The 18222-nt window shown below is 59.9% G+C and carries 16 protein-coding genes, 1 tRNA gene and 1 pseudogene; 14 read left to right on the top strand and 4 right to left on the bottom strand.

The annotated features are described in order from the left end of the window. Positions 1-224 precede the first annotated feature (224 nt). Complete coding sequence (locus NW807_RS09890; RefSeq protein ID WP_414425996.1) at positions 225-1343, top strand: iron-containing alcohol dehydrogenase family protein; 1119 nt, start codon at positions 225-227, stop codon at positions 1341-1343. Between the two features lies 1 nt (position 1344). On the opposite strand, the gene NW807_RS09885 is transcribed toward NW807_RS09890, so the two are convergent. The 3 genes from NW807_RS09885 to NW807_RS09875 form a co-directional block, all read right to left on the bottom strand. Further along, complete coding sequence (locus tag NW807_RS09885; RefSeq protein ID WP_414406174.1) at positions 1345-2277, bottom strand: DMT family transporter; 933 nt, start codon at positions 2275-2277, stop codon at positions 1345-1347. 142 nt (positions 2278-2419) lie between these two features. Then, positions 2420-3538, bottom strand: coding sequence for a glycosyltransferase family 9 protein (locus NW807_RS09880; protein WP_414425995.1), 1119 nt, complete (start codon positions 3536-3538; stop codon positions 2420-2422). Positions 3539-3634: 96 nt separating this feature from the next. Beyond that, a complete protein-coding gene (locus tag NW807_RS09875) occupies positions 3635-4426 on the bottom strand; it encodes a hypothetical protein (RefSeq protein WP_414425994.1) in 792 nt (263 codons plus the stop codon). Between NW807_RS09875 and NW807_RS09870 the strand changes: the two genes are divergently transcribed. From NW807_RS09870 to NW807_RS09855, 4 genes are all read left to right on the top strand, one after another. Then, on the top strand, positions 4425-4562 hold the full coding sequence (locus tag NW807_RS09870) for a hypothetical protein (RefSeq protein WP_414406177.1): 138 nt from the start codon (positions 4425-4427) through the stop codon (positions 4560-4562). The genes NW807_RS09875 and NW807_RS09870 overlap by 2 nt on opposite strands. A gap of 202 nt (positions 4563-4764) precedes the next feature. Beyond that, positions 4765-6024 (top strand): DUF4912 domain-containing protein, encoded by a 1260-nt coding sequence (locus NW807_RS09865; protein WP_414425993.1) that lies wholly within the window; start codon positions 4765-4767, stop codon positions 6022-6024. A 103-nt stretch (positions 6025-6127) separates the two neighbouring features. After that, positions 6128-6201 (top strand) — tRNA-Met (locus tag NW807_RS09860). A 64-nt stretch (positions 6202-6265) separates the two neighbouring features. Beyond that, a complete protein-coding gene (locus NW807_RS09855) occupies positions 6266-6562 on the top strand; it encodes a BolA family protein (RefSeq protein WP_414393014.1) in 297 nt (98 codons plus the stop codon). 4 nt (positions 6563-6566) lie between these two features. On the opposite strand, the gene NW807_RS09850 is transcribed toward NW807_RS09855, so the two are convergent. Further along, on the bottom strand, positions 6567-7691 hold the full coding sequence (locus NW807_RS09850; RefSeq protein ID WP_414406179.1) for a PP2C family protein-serine/threonine phosphatase: 1125 nt from the start codon (positions 7689-7691) through the stop codon (positions 6567-6569). A gap of 397 nt (positions 7692-8088) precedes the next feature. On the opposite strand from NW807_RS09850, the gene NW807_RS09845 reads away from it, so the two are divergent. The 9 genes and pseudogenes from NW807_RS09845 (at position 8089) to dnaK (ending at position 18175) form a co-directional block, all read left to right on the top strand. Beyond that, complete coding sequence (locus NW807_RS09845) at positions 8089-9888, top strand: hypothetical protein (protein WP_414425992.1); 1800 nt, start codon at positions 8089-8091, stop codon at positions 9886-9888. A 73-nt stretch (positions 9889-9961) separates the two neighbouring features. Next, positions 9962-11002, top strand: coding sequence for an NADP(H)-dependent aldo-keto reductase (locus tag NW807_RS09840; RefSeq protein ID WP_414425991.1), 1041 nt, complete (start codon positions 9962-9964; stop codon positions 11000-11002). Positions 11003-11122: 120 nt separating this feature from the next. Then, a pseudogene (locus NW807_RS09835) lies at positions 11123-11200 on the top strand (S-layer homology domain-containing protein); the annotation flags it as partial. An 18-nt stretch (positions 11201-11218) separates the two neighbouring features. Continuing rightward, a complete protein-coding gene (locus NW807_RS09830; protein ID WP_414393006.1) occupies positions 11219-11356 on the top strand; it encodes a hypothetical protein in 138 nt (45 codons plus the stop codon). Between the two features lie 118 nt (positions 11357-11474). Next, positions 11475-12401, top strand: coding sequence for a hypothetical protein (locus NW807_RS09825; protein WP_414425990.1), 927 nt, complete (start codon positions 11475-11477; stop codon positions 12399-12401). Positions 12402-12485: 84 nt separating this feature from the next. Then, on the top strand, positions 12486-13706 hold the full coding sequence (locus NW807_RS09820; RefSeq protein WP_414406183.1) for a DUF445 domain-containing protein: 1221 nt from the start codon (positions 12486-12488) through the stop codon (positions 13704-13706). 27 nt (positions 13707-13733) lie between these two features. After that, positions 13734-15395 carry a bifunctional metallophosphatase/5'-nucleotidase gene (locus tag NW807_RS09815; RefSeq protein WP_414406184.1) on the top strand — a complete coding sequence of 554 codons (1662 nt, stop codon included), beginning with the start codon at positions 13734-13736 and terminating at the stop codon, positions 15393-15395. Positions 15396-15530: 135 nt separating this feature from the next. Then, positions 15531-16259, top strand: a complete 729-nt coding sequence (gene grpE, locus NW807_RS09810; protein ID WP_414425989.1) for a nucleotide exchange factor GrpE — start codon at positions 15531-15533, stop codon at positions 16257-16259. Positions 16260-16366: 107 nt separating this feature from the next. Further along, complete coding sequence (dnaK, locus tag NW807_RS09805) at positions 16367-18175, top strand: molecular chaperone DnaK (protein ID WP_414425988.1); 1809 nt, start codon at positions 16367-16369, stop codon at positions 18173-18175. The last annotated feature ends 47 nt before the right edge of the window (positions 18176-18222 follow it).

Raw genomic sequence — 18222 nt, 5'->3', positions numbered from 1 at the left:
CGAACACGCTGGGAAACCCCACCCTCTGCGCCACTGCTAGACGCATACTACCCAATCTGTTGGGGGGTTACCACCACTCGTAGTTGACTGCTGGCAAAGATTTGTGATAGCAGACCCTCCCTTCAACCCCTTCTAAGCAGGCGAGGCCTGCCCGTGACTACACCTGAGGTGGGAAAGGCAGAACTTGCGGCTAGAATCGTAGTCTGTAATTGCCCCTTTTGGGAATGAGAACTTGTGAATTTGACCTAGCCATCCCGGCGCCGGCCCGCCTGTACCGGGGCAGGGGCATCTTGGGGACTGTACCTCTGACGGTTCTGGGATCCCGGGTGTTGGTCATTGGGGGGGAGCGATCCCTGGCCGTGGCAGAGCTGCCCCTGAAGCGCAATTTTGCTCGGGATCCCGCCGTCCAGGTTTACTGGACTACCTACGGGGTTGACTGCAGTGAGTCGGAGCTGGCTCGCCTGCAGGCACTGGCCACAGCAGAATCGGTAACCGGCATTTTGGGGGTAGGAGGCGGCAAGGCGCTGGACACGGCCAAGCTGGTGGCCCATCGTTTGAGGATCCCAGTGGTAACGGTGCCCACCTCTGCCGCCACCTGTGCTGCCTGGAGTGCCCTGTCCAACATCTACTCCGATGCAGGCGCCTTTCAGCGGGATGTGGCCTTGGATCAAGCTCCCGCTGCCCTGATCCTGGACTATGAGCTCATTCTGCAAGCCCCAGCGCGCACGCTAGTGGCCGGGATCGGAGACGCCTTGGCCAAGTGGTACGAGTCTTCTGTAAGCAGTGGCAACTCGGAAGATGCCTTGGTGATTGCTGCTGTGCAACAAGCCCGTGTCCTGCGGGATCTGCTGTTCCAGCAATCCTTGGCGGCCTTGAGGGAGCCGGGCGGAACTGCTTGGAAGCAAGTGGTGGATGCCTGCATTTGCCTAGCGGGGATCGTCGGCGGCTTGGGAGGGGCTAAATGTCGCACCGTGGCCGCCCACGCTGTCCACAATGGCCTTACTCATCTGAGGGGGCACCGGGCCACCCTGCACGGGGAGAAAGTGGCTTTTGGCATCTTGGCCCAGCTCCGCCTGGAGGAGATCTTGCAGGGGAGCCAGTTGGCGCTAGCGGCCCGCACTCAGTTGCTGGAGTTCTACCGCCAGGTGGGACTGCCCCTGAACCTGCGGGATCTACAGCTAGATCACCTGGGATCTGCCGAGCTGCTGCACGCTGCCCAAGTGGCCTGCCAGCCGGGATCGGATATCCACCACCTGCCCTTCCCTGTTAGCCCCGAAGCCCTGCTGGTGGCCCTCACCACCACTGACGTGACCAGCTCCAGCCCCGTCCTGCCACGGGTGTAAGTCATTGTCCTTGGCAGACTCCCCTACTACGGGCTTGGCGGGCCTCGCTGTATGCCGCGGAGGTGACGCCTGCTAAAATCAGGGTTCCGCCTACCCAAGTCCACCCATCCGGGATCTCGGCAAACACCCAGAACCCGAGCAGGCTAGCCCAGAGGAGGCGGGAGAAATCCAAAGGCAGGAGCATCGTTACGTCGGCTAGCTTGTAGGCTTGGGCAAGGGCCACCTGGCCAAGGCTGCCCAACAGTCCCATCGCCACCATCCACAGCCACTGCTCCGGCGAAGGCCAGGTCCAAACCCAAACGGCAGCCAAGAAGGAAAGGGGAGTCTGCAACAGGCCCATGTAGGCAGTGATCGTGAGGCTGGACTCGGTGCGGGCGAGGATCTTAAGCACGATGATCACCCAGCCAAAAAGAAGCGCCGCCGCTAAGGCTAGCCCTGTGCCCAAAGAGAATTCGCGAAAGCCTGGCCTCAGCATCACCAAAGTCCCGACAACTCCTAAGCCCAAACCCAGCCAGCGCGAGGGGCGCATCTGTTCTCCCAGCACCCAAACCGCCATCATGCCAGCAAACAAAAGCTGGACAAAGCTCAGGGCCGTGGCCTCTGCCAAAGGCAACAGGCTGGCCGCCCAGAAGGAAAGCAGCATTCCCAGGGTGCTAATTGCCGAGCGCAGGAGGTAAAAGCTCATCTTGGCAGTGTGCAGAGAGTGGATCCCTGCTCGCAAAAGCAGCGGTACCAGGGCAAGAAACCCGAAGAGGTTGCGTAGAAACACAATCTCAAAAGGGTGCAGGGCGGGAGTGTTGAGCCGGATGATTACCCCCAAGCAGGCAAAGCAAAAGGTGGCTAGCAGCTTTAGGGCAACTCCTTGCCAAGCCCTCTTGTTTCTTTGCTCAGCAAGGCGGCTCCCTTGATGGCTGTACCTCCTCCTTGGAGTCACAGCTCACACCCAAATGGTTTAGGGACAGAGTTTTCGGCCTCAAACTCTCAGCTTAACCAGACTTTTAAGGATCCAGCCTGCGCTCCTAGGCACCCTCTGCTGTCTACCAGACTGCTCCAAGGGGCAGGGCAAAACGGGACCCCTAGCTTTTCTTGAGAATCTCCTTGAGGTAGCCAATGACCGTTTCCGGCTTGAGGTGAACCATACAGGGGTGGCCTTCCACTAGGCAGGCTTCGTTTTTGAACTTGTTTTCTGCGCAGACCCGACATTTATAGGGAGTCTGGGTAACGTAAACATGGGGCAAGCGAGGTGCCCACAGTCGCACGGGGCTAGCTCCATCGCCGTCGGCATCGTTGCCAAATAGAGCAATGGTGGGACAGCCTACAGCTGCCGCAATGTGCATTGGCCCCGCATCCACGGAGATACAGACCCGCGCCCGCTTCAGGGCCCCCGCCAGCTCGAGGAGGGTGGTTTTGCCCCGCAAGTCAATCATCCCCGTTTCAGCCAGCAGTTGCTCCTCGCCGTCGCCGTGGTAGAGGGATCGCTGCAGCTCGGGGGCGCTGCCCACTAGCCCCACCTGCAAGCCCTGGCCCTGGCACCACTGGATTACCTGGCGCCAGTATTCAAGCGGCCACATCTTGGCGCGGCGGGTGGTGGTGATGTGCACGAGGACCTCCGGCACCGGAAAATCGGGATCCCGGCTGGGGAGCTCTAGGCGGAAGAAATCCGTCTCTACGTAGGCCAGGCGGCAGAAGATCTCGGCAATGTAGTTGCTGGTGAGGATATCTCTATAGCGCTGCAAAAACTCCGGGCTGTTCCAGTCGTCGTCCTGCAGCATGCGCTGCACCGGGTCGGAGCCGGGATCCAACTTGCGGCGAAAATCCAAGGTCAGGCCAGCCCCGGCAATGTACTGGGGTCGCAGGGCCGTTACCGCTACCAGGTTGAGCTCGCTAAACTCGTCGCAATTGATGGCCAGATCGTAGGGACCAGCTTGAGCCACGCGATCCCGCACAGCGGCCGCTAGGGCCTCGAGGTAATCGGGGCGGCGGCTGTAGAGGGGGAAACTGAAGTCGATGTAGGGGCAGTGGAGCTCAAAGTCGCGGGTAATTTCGCTGCCAAAAAAATCCAGCACACAGCCAGGGTATTTTTCCTTGAGGCCACGCAAGAGGGGGATGGTGACCACAAAGTTGCCCACCTTGCTGGAAGAAAATACCGCTAGATGTGGCCGTTCCCGCAAGGGTTGGTTGGCAAACCGTTGCATAGGGCTATGCCGTCTGGGTCAGTGGTGTAGAGCCCTCTCGCTAGGCTAGCATCCCCAGGTCAGCCTTCCAGCCAAGTCCTTGGGGAGGGGCTATACCTAGGGCAAGCTGGCTTGGCTGCCATCCCAGATGACCACCACGGCAAAGCGATCCAGAAAGCCATCGGCGGCGTTCATCCGGCGCAAGTTGAAGGCATCTTCGGCAGAGATCACCAGGTCATAGCCCAGGGTGCGCAGGGCGCGGATGCGGTGGGGCCGCTCCCCAATGCGGTTGACTAACAAGCGGGCCTGCTCTTCCGAGGTGGCGTAGGCGGCTGTGCCCTCGCTGCCCACAAAGGCGGCGTTGAGATCCTGGCCAAGGTTGATGGGCGGGTAAACAGGGTTGCCATCGGGATCCAAAAGGCGCATCGACTGGCTGGGCAGAAAGTCCAGGCCGCGGGCATCGACCAGCAGCCCTGTGACCTGGGACTGGGGCCGCTGGGATCCCGCCTCCAGGCCAGTTCCACCCCCTGACCCTTGGCCTGTGCCCACCCCTGAGCCAGGACTGGAGCCGCGCACCCCGCTCTGGCCGCTGCCAGGCCCGATTACTCCCCCTTGCCCAGACCCCAAGCCACCGCCGCCGGCGCTCATGTCCAACTGGCGCAACAAGTCCAAATCGAAAATCGGCCCTTCTGATCCTGCGTTCTCGTCAGGAAATAGCTGGTCGGGAGTGACCGAACGCCAGGGCGCTTCTTGTTTCTCAAGGGTTGGGGTAGGGGATCCCCCCTGCAGGCGGTGGAGGGGAGGAAACAGTGTCTGCGCCTCGACCGCTTCCCCCGGCAAGACAAGTCCCCCTGCCAGGAGTCCCAGGGCTGCCGCCTTGATCCGGATCCCTGCGCCTTGAGTTCTCATGCCCACACCTCTTGGCCTGAAAATCCGCAGCCGCTCGTTCCCCCATGCTATCCAGGCGGGGGTGGTTTGGCAGGGGATCGCGCGCAGTCCTCCTTTCTTTCTGATCCCCAGCGATCCCCAAGCTCTTGACCAATAGGAAGAAATACGTGAACATAGGGTCATCATTACTGATCCCCGCTGATCCCAACCTGTAGTCATCAGCGGTTGGAAGACGCAAAGCCGGCGGTCACCCCAGTAGGTCAGGGGTTGCGCTTAGCCGCAAGCTGGGATCAGCCTTATCGGTTAGCCAGTTGAGTGTGCGCACAAGCCCGATTTGTTGAGGAGAGGAGGCCCCGACCATGCCACCAGAGCGGATCCCCTTAGAAGAAATGACCATCCGGCAGTTGCGGGAAGAAGCGGCCCGCTATCAGATCCCCAAGTACAGCCGCATGACCAAAGACCAGCTTATCGAGGCCATTCGGGAGGCTCAAGTCAAGGCTGGCCGTCCTATGGATGCGATGCCGGAGCCCAGCGGGCAAGAATCGGTTACCCAAACGAAGTTTGTGGGTCCGGAGGTTGCCAGCAAGCCGGATCTGGCCGATGTGGATAAAGGGTTAGGGGATCTGCCAGGTGGCTATGGCGAAAGCCGCATTGTTCTGCTGCCGCGGGATCCCCAGTGGGCCTACGCCTATTGGGATGTGCCCAACGAGGCCAAAGAGAGCAAGCGCCGCGAGGGAGGTCAGCAGTTGGCGCTGCGCCTCTATGACGTAACGGATATCGATTTCGACCGCCAGCCGGCCCACAGCATGCAGGAGTACCCCTGCGACGAGTTGGCGCGGGAATGGTACCTGCCGATCCCGGTGAGCGATCGCTCCTACCTGGTGGAGATTGGCTACCGGACGGCGGATGGTCGCTGGCTCGTGTTGGCCCGCTCGGCGGCGGTGATGGTGCCGCCAGTCTTCCCTTCTGACTGGTTTGAAGAGCACTTCCTGACAGTGCCCTTTGACATGCCCCTCCAGGGCCGCACCCTCTACCAGCTCACCGAGCCCTACAAGCGCAGCGCTACCGGCATGGGCGTGGTGGCCTACAAAGGCGACGAGCCGCAGCGGGAGAGGACGGCGGATCCCTTCCTGGACATGGTGGGGGCTTTCGAGGCGATGCGAGTAGCGGGATCCTTGTTTGGCAGCCACCAACTGGTGCCGGAGCAGGCCATCAGCTCGTTCATCGTTCCGTCCGGGGTGGGCATGATGGGCATGGCAGAAGTGCCTGCTGCTCCTTGGATGGCCTCTGGCTCGGGGTTGGGGCTGTTCTCGGGCGCTTCCGAAGTGCTACCGCGGCGCTCCCGTAAGTTCTGGCTGGTGGCCGATGCCGAACTCATCGTCTATGGAGCCACGGAGCCCGATGCCACCGTCACCATCGGGGGGCGCAAGATCCAGCTCAACCCTGATGGCACTTTCCGCTTCCACATGGCTTTCCCCGACGGCAACATCGATTTTCCCATCTTTGCTGTAGCTGCCGACGGCGAGCAAACCCGCGAGATCCACATGACCTTCGATCGCCGCACCCTCTCTCGCCGCACCAACACCAAAGAGGAGGCCCTTGAGGAACTGCTGCCCTAGAGGTTCTGCTCTTGCCCTTCCCCCTGGTTGCCAGGGGGATTTTTTTGGTCGGTAGCAGAGGACTTGCCGACCCTGGAAGAAGCAGGCTAGAGTAGAAAAGCGACGCGGGGTAGAGCAGCCTGGTAGCTCGTCGGGCTCATAACCCGAAGGTCACTGGTTCAAATCCAGTCCCCGCTATAACATCTGCAAACAGGAGGAGAGCTTCTTTACGTTTCTTGGGCCGAAGCCAGGAAGACGGCGCATGGATTCGCGGGAAATCGAGGCGTTGATACAGGCTGCCCTACCCGGCGCCAAAGTGCACGTAGAAGATACCGTGGGCGATGGCAACCATTTTCAGGCTGTTGTTGTAGCTGAGCAGTTCCAGGGCCTGTCCCTCATCCAACAGCACCGGCTGGTGAACGAGGCCTTGAAGCCCTACCTTCAGGATGGCCGTCTCCATGCCCTAGCTCTCCGTACCTTTACTCCTAGCCAGTGGGAGGAGCTTCAGGGAGCGGATCCCGGTTCAGCTCTTCAATCATCCCCATTCCCTCCTTCTTGAGCTACTAGCCAAAGCTGATACGGAGCAGAGAAAAGTCATCTTCAAGAGCCGCCCTGCCGCGGAAAGATTGGATGTGTTGCAGAACGTGATCGACGCCAATGCAGGCATGGGCGCCTAGGAACGACTTCCAGTTCTCTATCCCCCAGATCCCTTCCGAGCTGGACACTTCGTAAACCCCGTCGCTGAACACGTAGAGACAACTGTTCGCCGGGATCCGCACTTCGTCCCTGGCAAAGTCCTGCTCGGGCAAAACGCCAATGGGCAAATTGGGTGTCTTCAGCTCTAGGGGGATGGGATCCGATTGAGCAACCAACAGAGCGGGGGGGTGGCCAGCGCTGGCAAAAGAAAGCAAGCGAGATCCCGGCTGGTAAACCCCATACCAGAGGGTGAAGTACATGTCATGGTGGGATCCCATTTGGAAGGACTGGTTGAGGGCGCGCAACACCGCATCTGGCTGCCGCAGGTCGGTGTCGGGCAGGCTCTGGGAGCGCAGCTGGTTCACCACCGACACGGACAAGAGGGCGGATCCCACCCCGTGCCCTGAGACATCCAGAAGGTAAATAGCTAGGTGATCCTCGTCCAGCCACTGGTAGTTAAACGAATCGCCCCCCAGCTCCTGGGAGGGCAAAAAGCACCACTCAATCGCTATCTGGTGAAGGGGGAAGTGGGCCGGTTTGGGCAAAAGCGAGCGCACATAGCTAGCTGCTTCGGCCAACTCCGCCCGCAGTCGAGCAGTTTGCTGCTGCAGGTCATAGCTGAGCTGGTGCAAGCGTAGCCCAGCCCGCACCCGCGCTCGCAATTCATTGGGATCGATTGGCTTGCTGAGGAACTCGTCTGCCCCAGCATCTAGGCCCTGAATGCGGTCTTCGACTTCGGTGCGGGCGGTAAGCAAAATGAAGAAGGTGGTGGAAAACTTGGGATCAGCCTTGATGCGCCGGCAGACTTCCAGCCCATCCATATCAGGCATCATCCAGTCGCAGATAATCAGCCCCGGGGCTAGAAGATGGGCCTTCTCCAGCCCTTCCGAACCATTGCTGGCTATCTCGACGGTGTAGCCTTGCTGCTCCAGGGATCGCTTCAACAGCAAGCAAATGGTGGGATCGTCGTCAACAACCAGAATAGTCGTCATCCCTGCCCTCCTATCCCCGAAGCTGAAACCGCGTTCAGGCGCTCTGCCAGAACGCCCCTCTCCTCACTCGCTCTATCTGGTCGTTAACCCGCAGGGAGGGAGTTGCCGCCAGTTAGCCCGCTAGCAGTAGTAGAGGTTGCTTCCGCAATCCCCTCTATCTCTCTCTGACGCTCCCAAACCGTAATTGCCCGCTACCCAGAAACTAACTTTCTCAGGATACTTGAAGAATGGGGCTAAAGACCTTCCAGGATGCCCTTTCCCTTTGCCGCCAGGGAGAGTCGCCAAGTCCCTTGGGAGATGCAGATCACACCTACCTGGGAATACTTTCTTCTATAGTCTACCTGCAGATTCGAGAGCGTCTAACAGTCCCTTCTCCCTCGCGTTGGGGTGGTGTCCCATGAGTGCATCTCCACGATGGCCATCTTCTTCTCCACTTGAGGATGGACGCACCGCCCCGCCGCCCATGCCAACTGGAGCCCTCGAGGGGGAGATTCGTCTGGAAGACCTGGACGAGAAGCAATGGCTGGCCAGCTTATCGTCGGTGGTGCTTAACCCTGCAGCTTGGAGCTGCTTCAGCCTTAGCGAAACCAGCCGCCTGCTGCGACCTTTGCAAATTTCCCCTGATCTAACAGGAACTCTCATCCTCTCTCCCAACGCCACCGCCGAGATTGTGTACAAGTTTCTTACGCGCGACGGTCGGATTGGAACCATGAAGGGGCTGATCTCGATCGAGTCCTTTCGCAGCGAGCGGCTGTACTCCGTTTACGAGCAACTGCGTATTGAAAAAGTCATACCGGTTTTTAGCGAGTCGGTCGTCGTGCAAATCGTGGATCAGCTAAGGCCGATTTTTGCCCGCGACTTGGACGAACTGCTCTGGCAAGAAAGCTTTTACTTCACCCCCCAAGATCTGCGCCAGCCGGAGTTTTGGCTGCGCGGCCTGCGGCCGGAGGCGATCCCACGCCGCTTTCGGCCCCACCTGCAAAGGGTGTACTCCCACATCATGGGGGTGTGTCGCAGCCTGCCCAACATCGCTTTTCAACTGTGTCTGCGGGCCTACTTGGAGTACAACGACGTCAAAAACCACCATCTCCTCGCCCTGCTGCTTAGCAAGTATTTCTATACGCTCTACCGCATCGGTGGGCTGGACGGCTGGGAAAGTCGGGATCCGGTGGAGGTGGGATCCCTGTGCTCTTCCAATCGACGAGCTCGGCTGCGGGCTCTTTCTCACTTGCTGACTCTGGACAACGACAGCGACGAACCGCTGGCAAGCCTCGGGAGTCCAGGGCCGGGCGGCAGTTGTTTCAGCGGAGAGTGGGAGCCTGCTGCTAGCGAGGTGCCGAGTACGGAAGAAATCGAAAAGCTACGGCAAGATGTAGAGGCAGCGCGCAGCCAGGCCGCCGCGGCCCAGCAGTTGGTAGCTCAATATCAGGAAGAGAAAAAACAAGAGCTGCTCAACCGCCTCCAGGATCCGAAGAAGTTTCTCCTTTTCAGCCTCCATCAATTTTTCGACACCCTCTTGGTCTCCCTACCCGTAGAGGTGAAAAGCGAGTACGGGTCAGCTTGGGTACCGCGCACCTCCTACTTGGACGAGAAAGACCGGGACAACCTGACCGAGCATTTGCACTGGATCACCAGCGAGGCCTATTTGCTGAGCATCCCCTTTGCCGAGTCAACCATCATCGGCTACTGGCGGGTTTTGGCCGATTCGTTCTACAGCCAATGGATTTTGAACCAGTACAAGCAGTTGCAAAGCTACGGAGTGGATCTGGAGCAGCAGGGCATCCAAATCCTGGAGCGAGAACAATTTTTGCATGAAGTGCAACTGCGCTTTGCTGCCCGCCACCGCGAGATCGTGACTCAAAATGTGGAGAAGATCAGCCAAATTCTGGTGGATAGCCTGGCCAAGCGGGTGGCCCTTAACACCAGCCAGCAAAGCTTTCAGGCGATGCGAGCCAAATTGACCACCGTTTTGGATATGGAGATCTCCCGCAAAGATATGGGGGCAGTGCGGCGGCTGATCGACTACTTTACCGATGTGTTTTTGGGCAAGCAGGAGGAGTTGCGCTCGCCCTATCCGGTGGGCACGATTTTACAGGTCAAAGCGGCCATTGAAGCTCGCCCCCCCGACAGTCGCAGCCGCATTGGCCTGGAAATCTTAAACCAGATCTACCGCGAGTACGTCCCTGTCCTGCAGTAGGCGAGGGATCCCACAGGCAGGCAACTGGCCTCAGAATAGGGCTACGTCTCGGGTTAGGCGATCGAGAGTCCCCATGCGCTACCGCCAGCTTGGCCACAGCCCTCTCCAGGTTTCAGAGATCTGCCTGGGCACCATGACGTTTGGTGAGCAGAATACCCAGGCCGAGGCTTGGGAGCAGCTCGACTACGCAGTGGAGCACGGGATCAACTTCATCGATACGGCGGAGATGTACCCGGTGCCAGCGCGGGCGGAGACCCAGGGAGCTACAGAACGCTACATCGGCGAGTGGCTGCGGCACCAACCCCGGGATCGCCTCGTCATAGCCACCAAGATCACCGGCCCCGGTCGGCCCTGGCACTGGATCCGCGGCGGGTCTTTGTCGATCACCCGCGACAACCTCAAACAGGCAGTGGCCGGTAGCCTCAAACGCCTAAAAACCGACTACATCGACCTCTACCAAATCCACTGGCCGGATCGCTATGTGCCGCTGTTTGGGGGCGTGGCCTACGACCCTTCTCAAGAGCGGCCCACAGTTCCCATTGCTGAGCAACTGCAGGGGCTGGCGGAACTGGTGCAGGAGGGCCTAGTGCGCTACATCGGCCTGAGCAATGAAACCCCCTGGGGACTCTGCGAGTTCTGCCACGTGGCCGAGCAATTGGGCTTGCCCAAGGTGGTCTCGATTCAGAATGCCTACAGCCTCCTCAACCGCACGTTTGAAATGGGCTTGGCGGAAGTCTGCCGCCACGAGCAGGTGAGCTTGCTAGCCTACAGTCCCTTAGCTTTTGGAGTGCTGACAGGAAAGTACCTAGGGGGCGCCAAGCCGCCGGGATCGCGCTTGGTTTTGTTTGAGAGCTTTGGCCAGCGGTACCGCAAGCCCAATGTGGAAGAGGCCGTAACCGCCTATGTCCAGATTGCCCGCCGGCACGGCCTGACCCCTGCCCAGTTGGCTTTGGCCTTTGTGCGCAGCCGTTGGTTTGTCACTAGCACCATCATCGGGGCCACCAATCTCGCCCAGCTCAAGGAAAACCTCAGTTGCCTGGAGGTGGAGCTATCGCCTGAGATCCTGGCGGAGATCGAGGCGGTGCACCAGCGCTACCCCAATCCTGCCCCCTAAAACGGCTGGCAAAACCGGCAGCCGGATAGAACTTTTTGGAAGGTTTCCCTGTCTGAGTGCGCAGTTTGGCTCGTCTTCTTCAACCCTTCTGATATCAGCCCCTAATGGGGTGCTTAGTACATTGCCGGGCTCAATGGACAGCAGATTATCGGCGGCTTCCCGGACGGCACCTTTCGCCCCAACGATGTCCCCAGCCGCGCCCAGGCCATCACTGTCTTGACCTGCGCTGCCACTAACGGCAAGCTCCTTGAGGATCCCGGCCAAATTGACGCTATCCTGGCCGGCTTCGAAGACGTCAACCTGGTTCCCAACTTCGCCCCTGCCCCCATCGCAACAGCGGTTCAGGAAAACTAGCGGACGTGCCCGGCCAATAGGCCTTAATAGTGCTTCTTGGCCCTTGCCACCCCTACATCTAGGGGGGTGAGGCCAGTCAGGATGCTAAGCTACTGCCAGGTGTGACTGGATGGGATCCATGAGCTCAGCGTTGCGGCCATTTTCGCTGTCGTGGCAAAGGGTTGGCTTGGGGTGGCTGGTGGGCGGAGTGCTGTGGGCTGCTGCGGCTACTGCAGTTGCTGCCCAGCAGTTTGAGTTTACTCCCCAAGCTCCTCAGCCCAGTCCCGTCCCCACCCTCCCTCTGCTCAGCGACCCGCCCGGTTCCACGGCTCCGCAAGCCCTGCCGCCGGTGCCTCAGGTGCCGCAAATGCCGCTGGATTCCACGACCCCGGTTTTGGATCCAATCCCGGTGGTGCCCGCTCAAACAGCCCCAGGTGAGCAAGCTTCTCCAGGCGAAGCCTATTCCTACCAGCGGCGGCCCGACCTTAGCCCAGGGGGAAACCGGGCCGGAGCCACGCGGGGCGAGCTGCCAGCCGGTACCCGCCTTCTCCTCACAGTCTACCGCCCCATTACCTTCCAGCCCTACCAGGCCATCAGTGCCCATCTGGAGGTTGCTGAGCCGGTGGTGGATCGCTTTGGCCAGGTGGTGATCCCGCCAGGGAGTGTGGTGTGGGGCACCTTCGAGCCGGTCTACCAAGAACTGAAGCTTTCTAGCCGGGAGGTGGAGGGCGCCAGTTCCCAAGAGCGGGTTGTCGGCAGCCGCTTTGTGGCTCATCGCCTCACCATTGGCTTTTCCACTTATCTCGTCAGAGGTCAGTCTTCTCTGCTGCCGGTTGGGCTGGATCGCAACACCGATATGGGCACCACCGTCGCGCGGGGAGCGGGCTACGGAGCAGCGGGCGGGTTGGCCTTAGGGGTGCTTACCGGGGGATGGGGTTTCTTGCCCATCTTGGCCGGCAGTCTCGTGGGCGCAGCTGCCAGCGCTACCAACATTGACCGGGTGGTGACGCTGCAGCCCAATACCCTGGTGGAGCTGGAACTCACGGACAGCCTGATCATCCAATAGCGTGGGCAGTGTTACCCCGGCTTGCTAAGGCCGGAGCAGTCAGCGGCAGGTCGGTAGAGTAGAGAAGAGCCCCTAGTTTGCCCCATGGCCGTCTGGACCTACGTTGTGCCCCCCTTGGCCGGGCTGGTGATCGGCTACTTCACCAACGACATCGCCATCAAGATGCTCTTCCGGCCCTATCGCCCCTACCGGGTCTTCGGCTGGCGCATTCCCTTTACCCCCGGCCTGATCCCGCAGAATCAGCCCCGCCTGGCCAAGCAGATTGCCAAGACCATTATGGGATCCCTGCTTACGCCGGAGGAGCTGCACAACTTGGCTCGCAAGCTGCTGCAAACCGAGCGCATGCAAGCAGGGATCCGCTGGCTGCTAGGGGTGGCTTTGGATCGGCTGCAGGATCCCCAGCACCAACAGCAAACGGCGCAAGTGCTAGCTCGCATCCTGGCGGATCTGTTTAACGAGTCGCTGCCTCGCCTGGTGAAGGTGCTTGCCCGTCAGGAAACCTTTTTGGAGGGGCCAATTAACCAACTGTTCGACCAGGTGCTGCTGGAACTGCGCCTCAATGCGGAGCAGGCCCGGCAGCTTTCGGAGTGGATCCTGAACCAGGCGCTGCCCCCAAAGGTGCTGCGGCAGAACCTAGTGGACTTTCTTACCGATCGCAACATCGAAGCCTTGGATGAAGAGTTTCGCGAGCGGGCCACCGGCTCCTACTGGGTGGTAGCCAACTTGTTTGGCCTCAAAAACGCCCTGCTGCGTCTGCGCGCCTATTGCCTGGAAGATCCGGAAGGTGCAGAAGCCCTCTTGGCGGATCTGCTCAAAGACCTCAACGCTTCGCGCCGCCTGACAGAGCTCTTGCAGAACCTCTCGCTGCAAAACCTGCCCCTTTCTGCTGTGCGCCAGTTGCGCCGCACCCTGCGCGACGGGATCCAAGACTACCTGCGCTCCCAGGGAGCCGATGCCATTCGCAGCTTGGGAGAGAGTATTGACTGGGAAAAGGTAGCCAGCTTGGTGTTGGGGCGGCTGCGCAGCTCCAAGGCTGTGATGGCCTCCATTGACCAGATCAGTGCTGATCTCGCCTTGATCCTGGAGCGCCACTTGGAGCGCGACTTAGAATCTCTCATGATGCAGGTGATCCCCGTGTTGAACTTGGATCAGGTGATTGCTGACAAAGTTAACGCCACTTCCCCTGCTGAGCTGGAGCAGGCCATTCAGCAAATTGTGCGTCAGGAACTGCAGGCCATCGTCAACTTAGGAGGGCTGCTGGGATTTCTGGTTGGCTGCGTACAAGTGCTGTTTTTGCTGAGGTGAGCTGTTGGCTGCCGTTAGGATAGTGGAATGAGGTTAATAATTCTCCACACCTCCGATCTCCACGCCAACCTGCATCCCTGGAACTACTTTACCGGGAGCCCTGCAGAGCACGGCCTAGCTAAGGTAGCCACCCTGATCAAGGAGGTGCGGGCTAGCAGCCAAGACCCGGTGTTGCTCATTGATAGCGGCGACACCATTCAGGGCTCCCCCTTAGGCACCTACTACGCCCAGGTGGAGCGGGCCTCTCCTCACCCCATAGCCCAGGCTCTCAACGCCCTTGGCTACGATGCCTTCACGCCAGGCAATCACGACTTCAACTTTGGGCTGCAGGTGCTGCAGGATTTCGCCGCCGACCTCCGCTGTCCCACCCTCTGCGCCAATATTCTCCGCCACAACGGGGATCCCCTCTTCCAACCCTACGTCATCCGGGAAGTGGGCGGGATCCGCGTTGGCCTGTTGGGGCTGACCACTCCCCGCATCGACACCTGGGAGCGTCCCGACTACATCGCAGGGCTGCGCTTTGCCCCCCTGCTGGAAACGACCCAGCACTACCTGTCGCTGCTGCGGCCTCAGGTGGACGTGCTGGTGCTGATTTTGCACAGCGGCCCTGACCGGTTGCCCCCTCTGCGCACCCCCGAGGCCTGGCTTAGCCTGGAGCGCTCCGGCTGGGTGAGCAACAAGAGTCTGGCAGGAGAAAACGAGCTGCTGGCTTTGGCCCAGCTTGAGGGCATCGATGTCATCCTTTCCGGCCATACTCATCAGACCATTGCGGGCTTAGGGGGAGCTAAGGCCCTGGTTGTCCAGCCCGGCTACTGGGGTAGCCACCTTTCCCAAGTTTCCCTAGAGCTGGAGCGCCACGGCAGTGGCTGGCAAGTGGTTCGCAAAACCGCCCAGTTGCTGGCGGCAGAAGGGATCCCGGCCGATCCCCAATTCCTAGCCCTCACCGAGCCCTACCACCAAGCTACCTTGCGCTACATCCGCCAGCCCATTGGCTATGCCTGCTGTGCCTATCGCGGCGGGCTGGCAGCCCGTTTGGGAGCCAATCCTCTAGCGGAGCTGCTGCATCAGGCCCAACTGCAGGCGGTGCGGGAGGCCGGCCTCTCGGCGGAGCTCTCTCTGGTTAACATCTGTAGCAATGCGGGGTTGGCGGCAGGCCCCATCTTCCTGCAAGACGCCTACAGCCTCACCGTCTACGACAACACCCTCTGCCTTCTGGAGATCACCGGCGACATTCTGCGGCGCGCTCTTGAGCAGACGGCTGGGTATTTTCGCCAGTTGGATCCCAAGCACCTGCCAGCCGATCCCAAGGCTGTCGTCGCCCCCGAGGCTCGCGGCTACACCTTCGACCTCTACCACGGTATCCACTATTGCTTTGACCTCACTCGGCCCGTGGGCGAGCGCCTGGTCAGCTTGCAATTTCGCGGCCAGCCGGTGCAACCGGAGCAAACCTTTCGCCTAGCCATCAACCACTACCGCGCCGGTGGGGGCGGTGGCTACAGCATGTTCCAGGAAGCCCAAATGCTCTGGATCTCTGCCGAGAGCATCCGCGATTTTCTCGCTCGCCACATCCGCACCCATTCCCCCCTCCAGCCTATCTACAGCCACAACTGGCACCTCATCCCCAACTTGGCCGAGATCTACTTTCCCCAGAGCTTGAATCGATCCCAGGAGAGTCTGCTGGTGGGCTAGAGCCACCAACGCCACAACTGGCCGCTAGAGCAGCCGGTAGAATACGATCAGCATAGAGCCTGGTTTGGCTGAGTACAGCAGTGGTTCTGAGGCGCCAAACTTGGCAGTTGTGGCTACTGCTTGGTGCTTGTCCTTATGACTGCTGAAGAAAAGCAACCGATGCCCCCAGAAGAGACCTATCCTGAGCTCCAGGAAGAAGAAATCAACGTGGAAGCAGAGCTGGAGAAGCTCATTTTGGAAGACCGTGAAGCAGAGGTCGGCACCTCCCCTAGCGAGGCTTCTCCAGATCTCAACGAGACCCTCAGGCAGCTCCAGCAGGAGTTGGAAATAACGCGCCAGAAACTGAAAGAGAAAGAAGACTCCTACATACGCCTTTACGCTGACTTTGAGAACTACCGGAAGCGTACTCAGCGAGAACAGGAGGAGCTTAGCCAAAGGGAACGACGGCGATTTGTGCTGGAGATCCTGCCGGTTGTAGATAGCTTTGAGCGGGCCCAGCAGCAGTTAAGGATCGAGACTGAGCGCGAGCGGGAACTGCACAACAGTTACCAGAGCGTCTATCGCCTACTGGTGGAGTCTTTGAAAAAAATGGGCGTATCCCGCATGAAATCAGTGGGCCAGCCCTTCGATCCCAGCCTGCACGAAGCCATAGCCCGCCAACCCAGCAGTGAGTACCCCGAAGATGTGATAGTTGCCGAATATCGGCCAGGCTACAAGCTGGGCGATGTGGTGATTCGCCATGCCATGGTAGCTGTCTCTGCGGGCAGTCCCAGCCCTGAGCCTTCTTCGCCAAGCGAGGGGGCCAACCCTCAACCCAGGGCTGAAGACACCCCTGATGCTTCCCAAACTGCTCCCAGTCCTTAGCAAATCAGAGAGCCACAGTGAAGGTGAAAGCACCACCTGAAGGTTTCTGGAGGACTCTGGGCAGAATGATTCGGTGGGATGGCGTTTGATGCGCGGGAAAAGGGGCTATGGGGAAGGTTGTCGGGATCGACCTAGGGACTACCAACAGCTGTGTGGCAGTCTTGGAGGGGGGTCAGCCCGTGGTGATTACCAATGCCGAGGGAGGGCGCACCACCCCTAGCATCGTCGGCTTTGCCAAGAACAATGTCCGCTTGGTGGGACAACTGGCCAAGCGCCAGGCCGTCACCAATGCAGAAAACACCATCTACAGCATCAAACGCTTTATTGGCCGCACCTTTGCTGAGACCGAAGAAGAGCGGAGGCGGGTTCCCTACAAGGTGATCCCTGGCCGGGACAACATGGTGGAGGTGGTGGCACAGGATCGCGCCTACACCCCCCAGGAGATCTCCGCCATGATCCTGCAAAAGCTAAAGGCCGACGCGGAGGCCTACCTAGGGGAGCCAGTGACCCAGGCCGTGATTACCGTCCCTGCCTACTTCACGGATGCCCAGCGCCAGGCTACCAAAGATGCCGGTACTATCGCGGGGCTGGAGGTGCTGCGCATCATCAACGAGCCGACAGCGGCAGCTCTCGCCTACGGGCTAGACAAGCAGGATCAGGATCTGCGCATCTTGGTCTTCGACCTGGGTGGGGGTACCTTCGATGTCTCTGTGTTGCAGGTGGGCGGCGGCGTGTTCGAGGTAAAAGCGACTGCTGGCAACAACCACTTGGGCGGGGATGACTTCGACCAGCGAATTGTGGATTGGCTCATCCGTCAGTTTCTCGAGACGGAAGGGATCGACCTTTCTCAAGATCGCATGGCCCTACAGCGGATGCGGGAGGCGGCGGAGAAAGCCAAAATCGAGCTCTCCAGCACCCAGGTTACCTTGATCAATTTGCCTTTTATCGCCGCCGACGACTCTGGGCCCAAGCACCTGGAAGTGGAGCTAACCCGCGCCCAGTTCGAAGAGCTGGTGCGAGATCTGGTAGAGGCCACCGTCGAGCCTACTTTCCAGGCCCTGCAGGATGCAGGCCTCTCCCCGGAGGACATCGACCGCGTGCTGCTGGTGGGAGGATCGACGCGGATCCCGGCTGTTCAGGCGAAAATTCGGCAAATCTTCAAAAAAAATCCAGATCGCTCTGTCAACCCCGACGAGGCAGTGGCCCTTGGCGCAGCCATCCAGGCAGGCGTGTTGGGCGGAGAGGTCAAAGACCTGCTCCTGCTGGACGTGATCCCTCTCTCCATTGGCGTGGAAACCTTGGGGGGGGTGTTCACCCGCATCATCGAGCGCAACACCACCATTCCCACCAGCAAAACCCAGATCTTCTCCACAGCCACTGACGGCCAGACAATGGTGGAAATTCACGTCCTGCAGGGGGAGCGGGCCATGGCTAAGGATAACAAGACCTTGGGCCGTTTTCAGCTAACTGGGATCCCGCCAGCCCCTCGCGGAGTGCCCCAGATTGAAGTCTCGTTTGATATCGATGCCAACGGTATCCTCAAGGTCTCAGCCCGCGAGAAGAGAACAGGGCTTGAGCAAAGCATCACGATCACCAACCACGGCGGCCTCAGCAGCAGTGAGATTGAGCGGATGCGCCGGGAGGCGGAACTCTACGCGGAAGAAGATCGCCGCCGGCGCCAGTTGGCGGAAGCCCGCAACCAGTCAGACAGCCTGCTCTACAACTACGAAAAGACACTGCAGGACAATGCCAGCCGCCTCAGTGAGGCCTGCCGCCAGCGGGGGGCCCAGGCAGCGGGCACATTGAGGGCACTGCTGTCAGATGATAACGTAGACTTAGCGACTTTGCAGAAGGCAATGGAAGAGCTGAGGGCAGCGCTCCTGGAGATGGGGAGCGAGATTTATGGCCCTTGCTGAGCAAAGTTGCCGTTAGGTCGTCTAGCCAGTTGTGTCTTCAGCGAGTT

This window comes from Synechococcus sp. R70.1, assembly GCF_047461675.1.
Taxonomy (GTDB): Bacteria; Cyanobacteriota; Cyanobacteriia; order Thermostichales; family Thermostichaceae; genus Thermostichus.
Note: the sequence above shows the minus strand (reverse complement) of the source record. Positions and strands in the feature narration are given on the sequence as shown.

Coding starts and splice junctions, on each gene's coding strand:
- NW807_RS09875 (WP_414425994.1), bottom strand. CDS start 4,426: ATGAGAACTCAAGGCGCAGGGATCCGGATCAAGGCGGCAGCCCTGGGA.
- NW807_RS09865 (WP_414425993.1), top strand. CDS start 4,765: ATGCCACCAGAGCGGATCCCCTTAGAAGAAATGACCATCCGGCAGTTG.
- grpE (WP_414425989.1), top strand. CDS start 15,531: ATGACTGCTGAAGAAAAGCAACCGATGCCCCCAGAAGAGACCTATCCT.
- NW807_RS09850 (WP_414406179.1), bottom strand. CDS start 7,691: ATGACGACTATTCTGGTTGTTGACGACGATCCCACCATTTGCTTGCTG.
- NW807_RS09845 (WP_414425992.1), top strand. CDS start 8,089: ATGAGTGCATCTCCACGATGGCCATCTTCTTCTCCACTTGAGGATGGA.
- NW807_RS09815 (WP_414406184.1), top strand. CDS start 13,734: ATGAGGTTAATAATTCTCCACACCTCCGATCTCCACGCCAACCTGCAT.
- NW807_RS09820 (WP_414406183.1), top strand. CDS start 12,486: ATGGCCGTCTGGACCTACGTTGTGCCCCCCTTGGCCGGGCTGGTGATC.
- NW807_RS09840 (WP_414425991.1), top strand. CDS start 9,962: ATGCGCTACCGCCAGCTTGGCCACAGCCCTCTCCAGGTTTCAGAGATC.
- NW807_RS09855 (WP_414393014.1), top strand. CDS start 6,266: ATGGATTCGCGGGAAATCGAGGCGTTGATACAGGCTGCCCTACCCGGC.
- NW807_RS09870 (WP_414406177.1), top strand. CDS start 4,425: ATGCCCACACCTCTTGGCCTGAAAATCCGCAGCCGCTCGTTCCCCCAT.
- dnaK (WP_414425988.1), top strand. CDS start 16,367: ATGGGGAAGGTTGTCGGGATCGACCTAGGGACTACCAACAGCTGTGTG.
- NW807_RS09825 (WP_414425990.1), top strand. CDS start 11,475: ATGAGCTCAGCGTTGCGGCCATTTTCGCTGTCGTGGCAAAGGGTTGGC.
- NW807_RS09890 (WP_414425996.1), top strand. CDS start 225: ATGAGAACTTGTGAATTTGACCTAGCCATCCCGGCGCCGGCCCGCCTG.
- NW807_RS09880 (WP_414425995.1), bottom strand. CDS start 3,538: ATGCAACGGTTTGCCAACCAACCCTTGCGGGAACGGCCACATCTAGCG.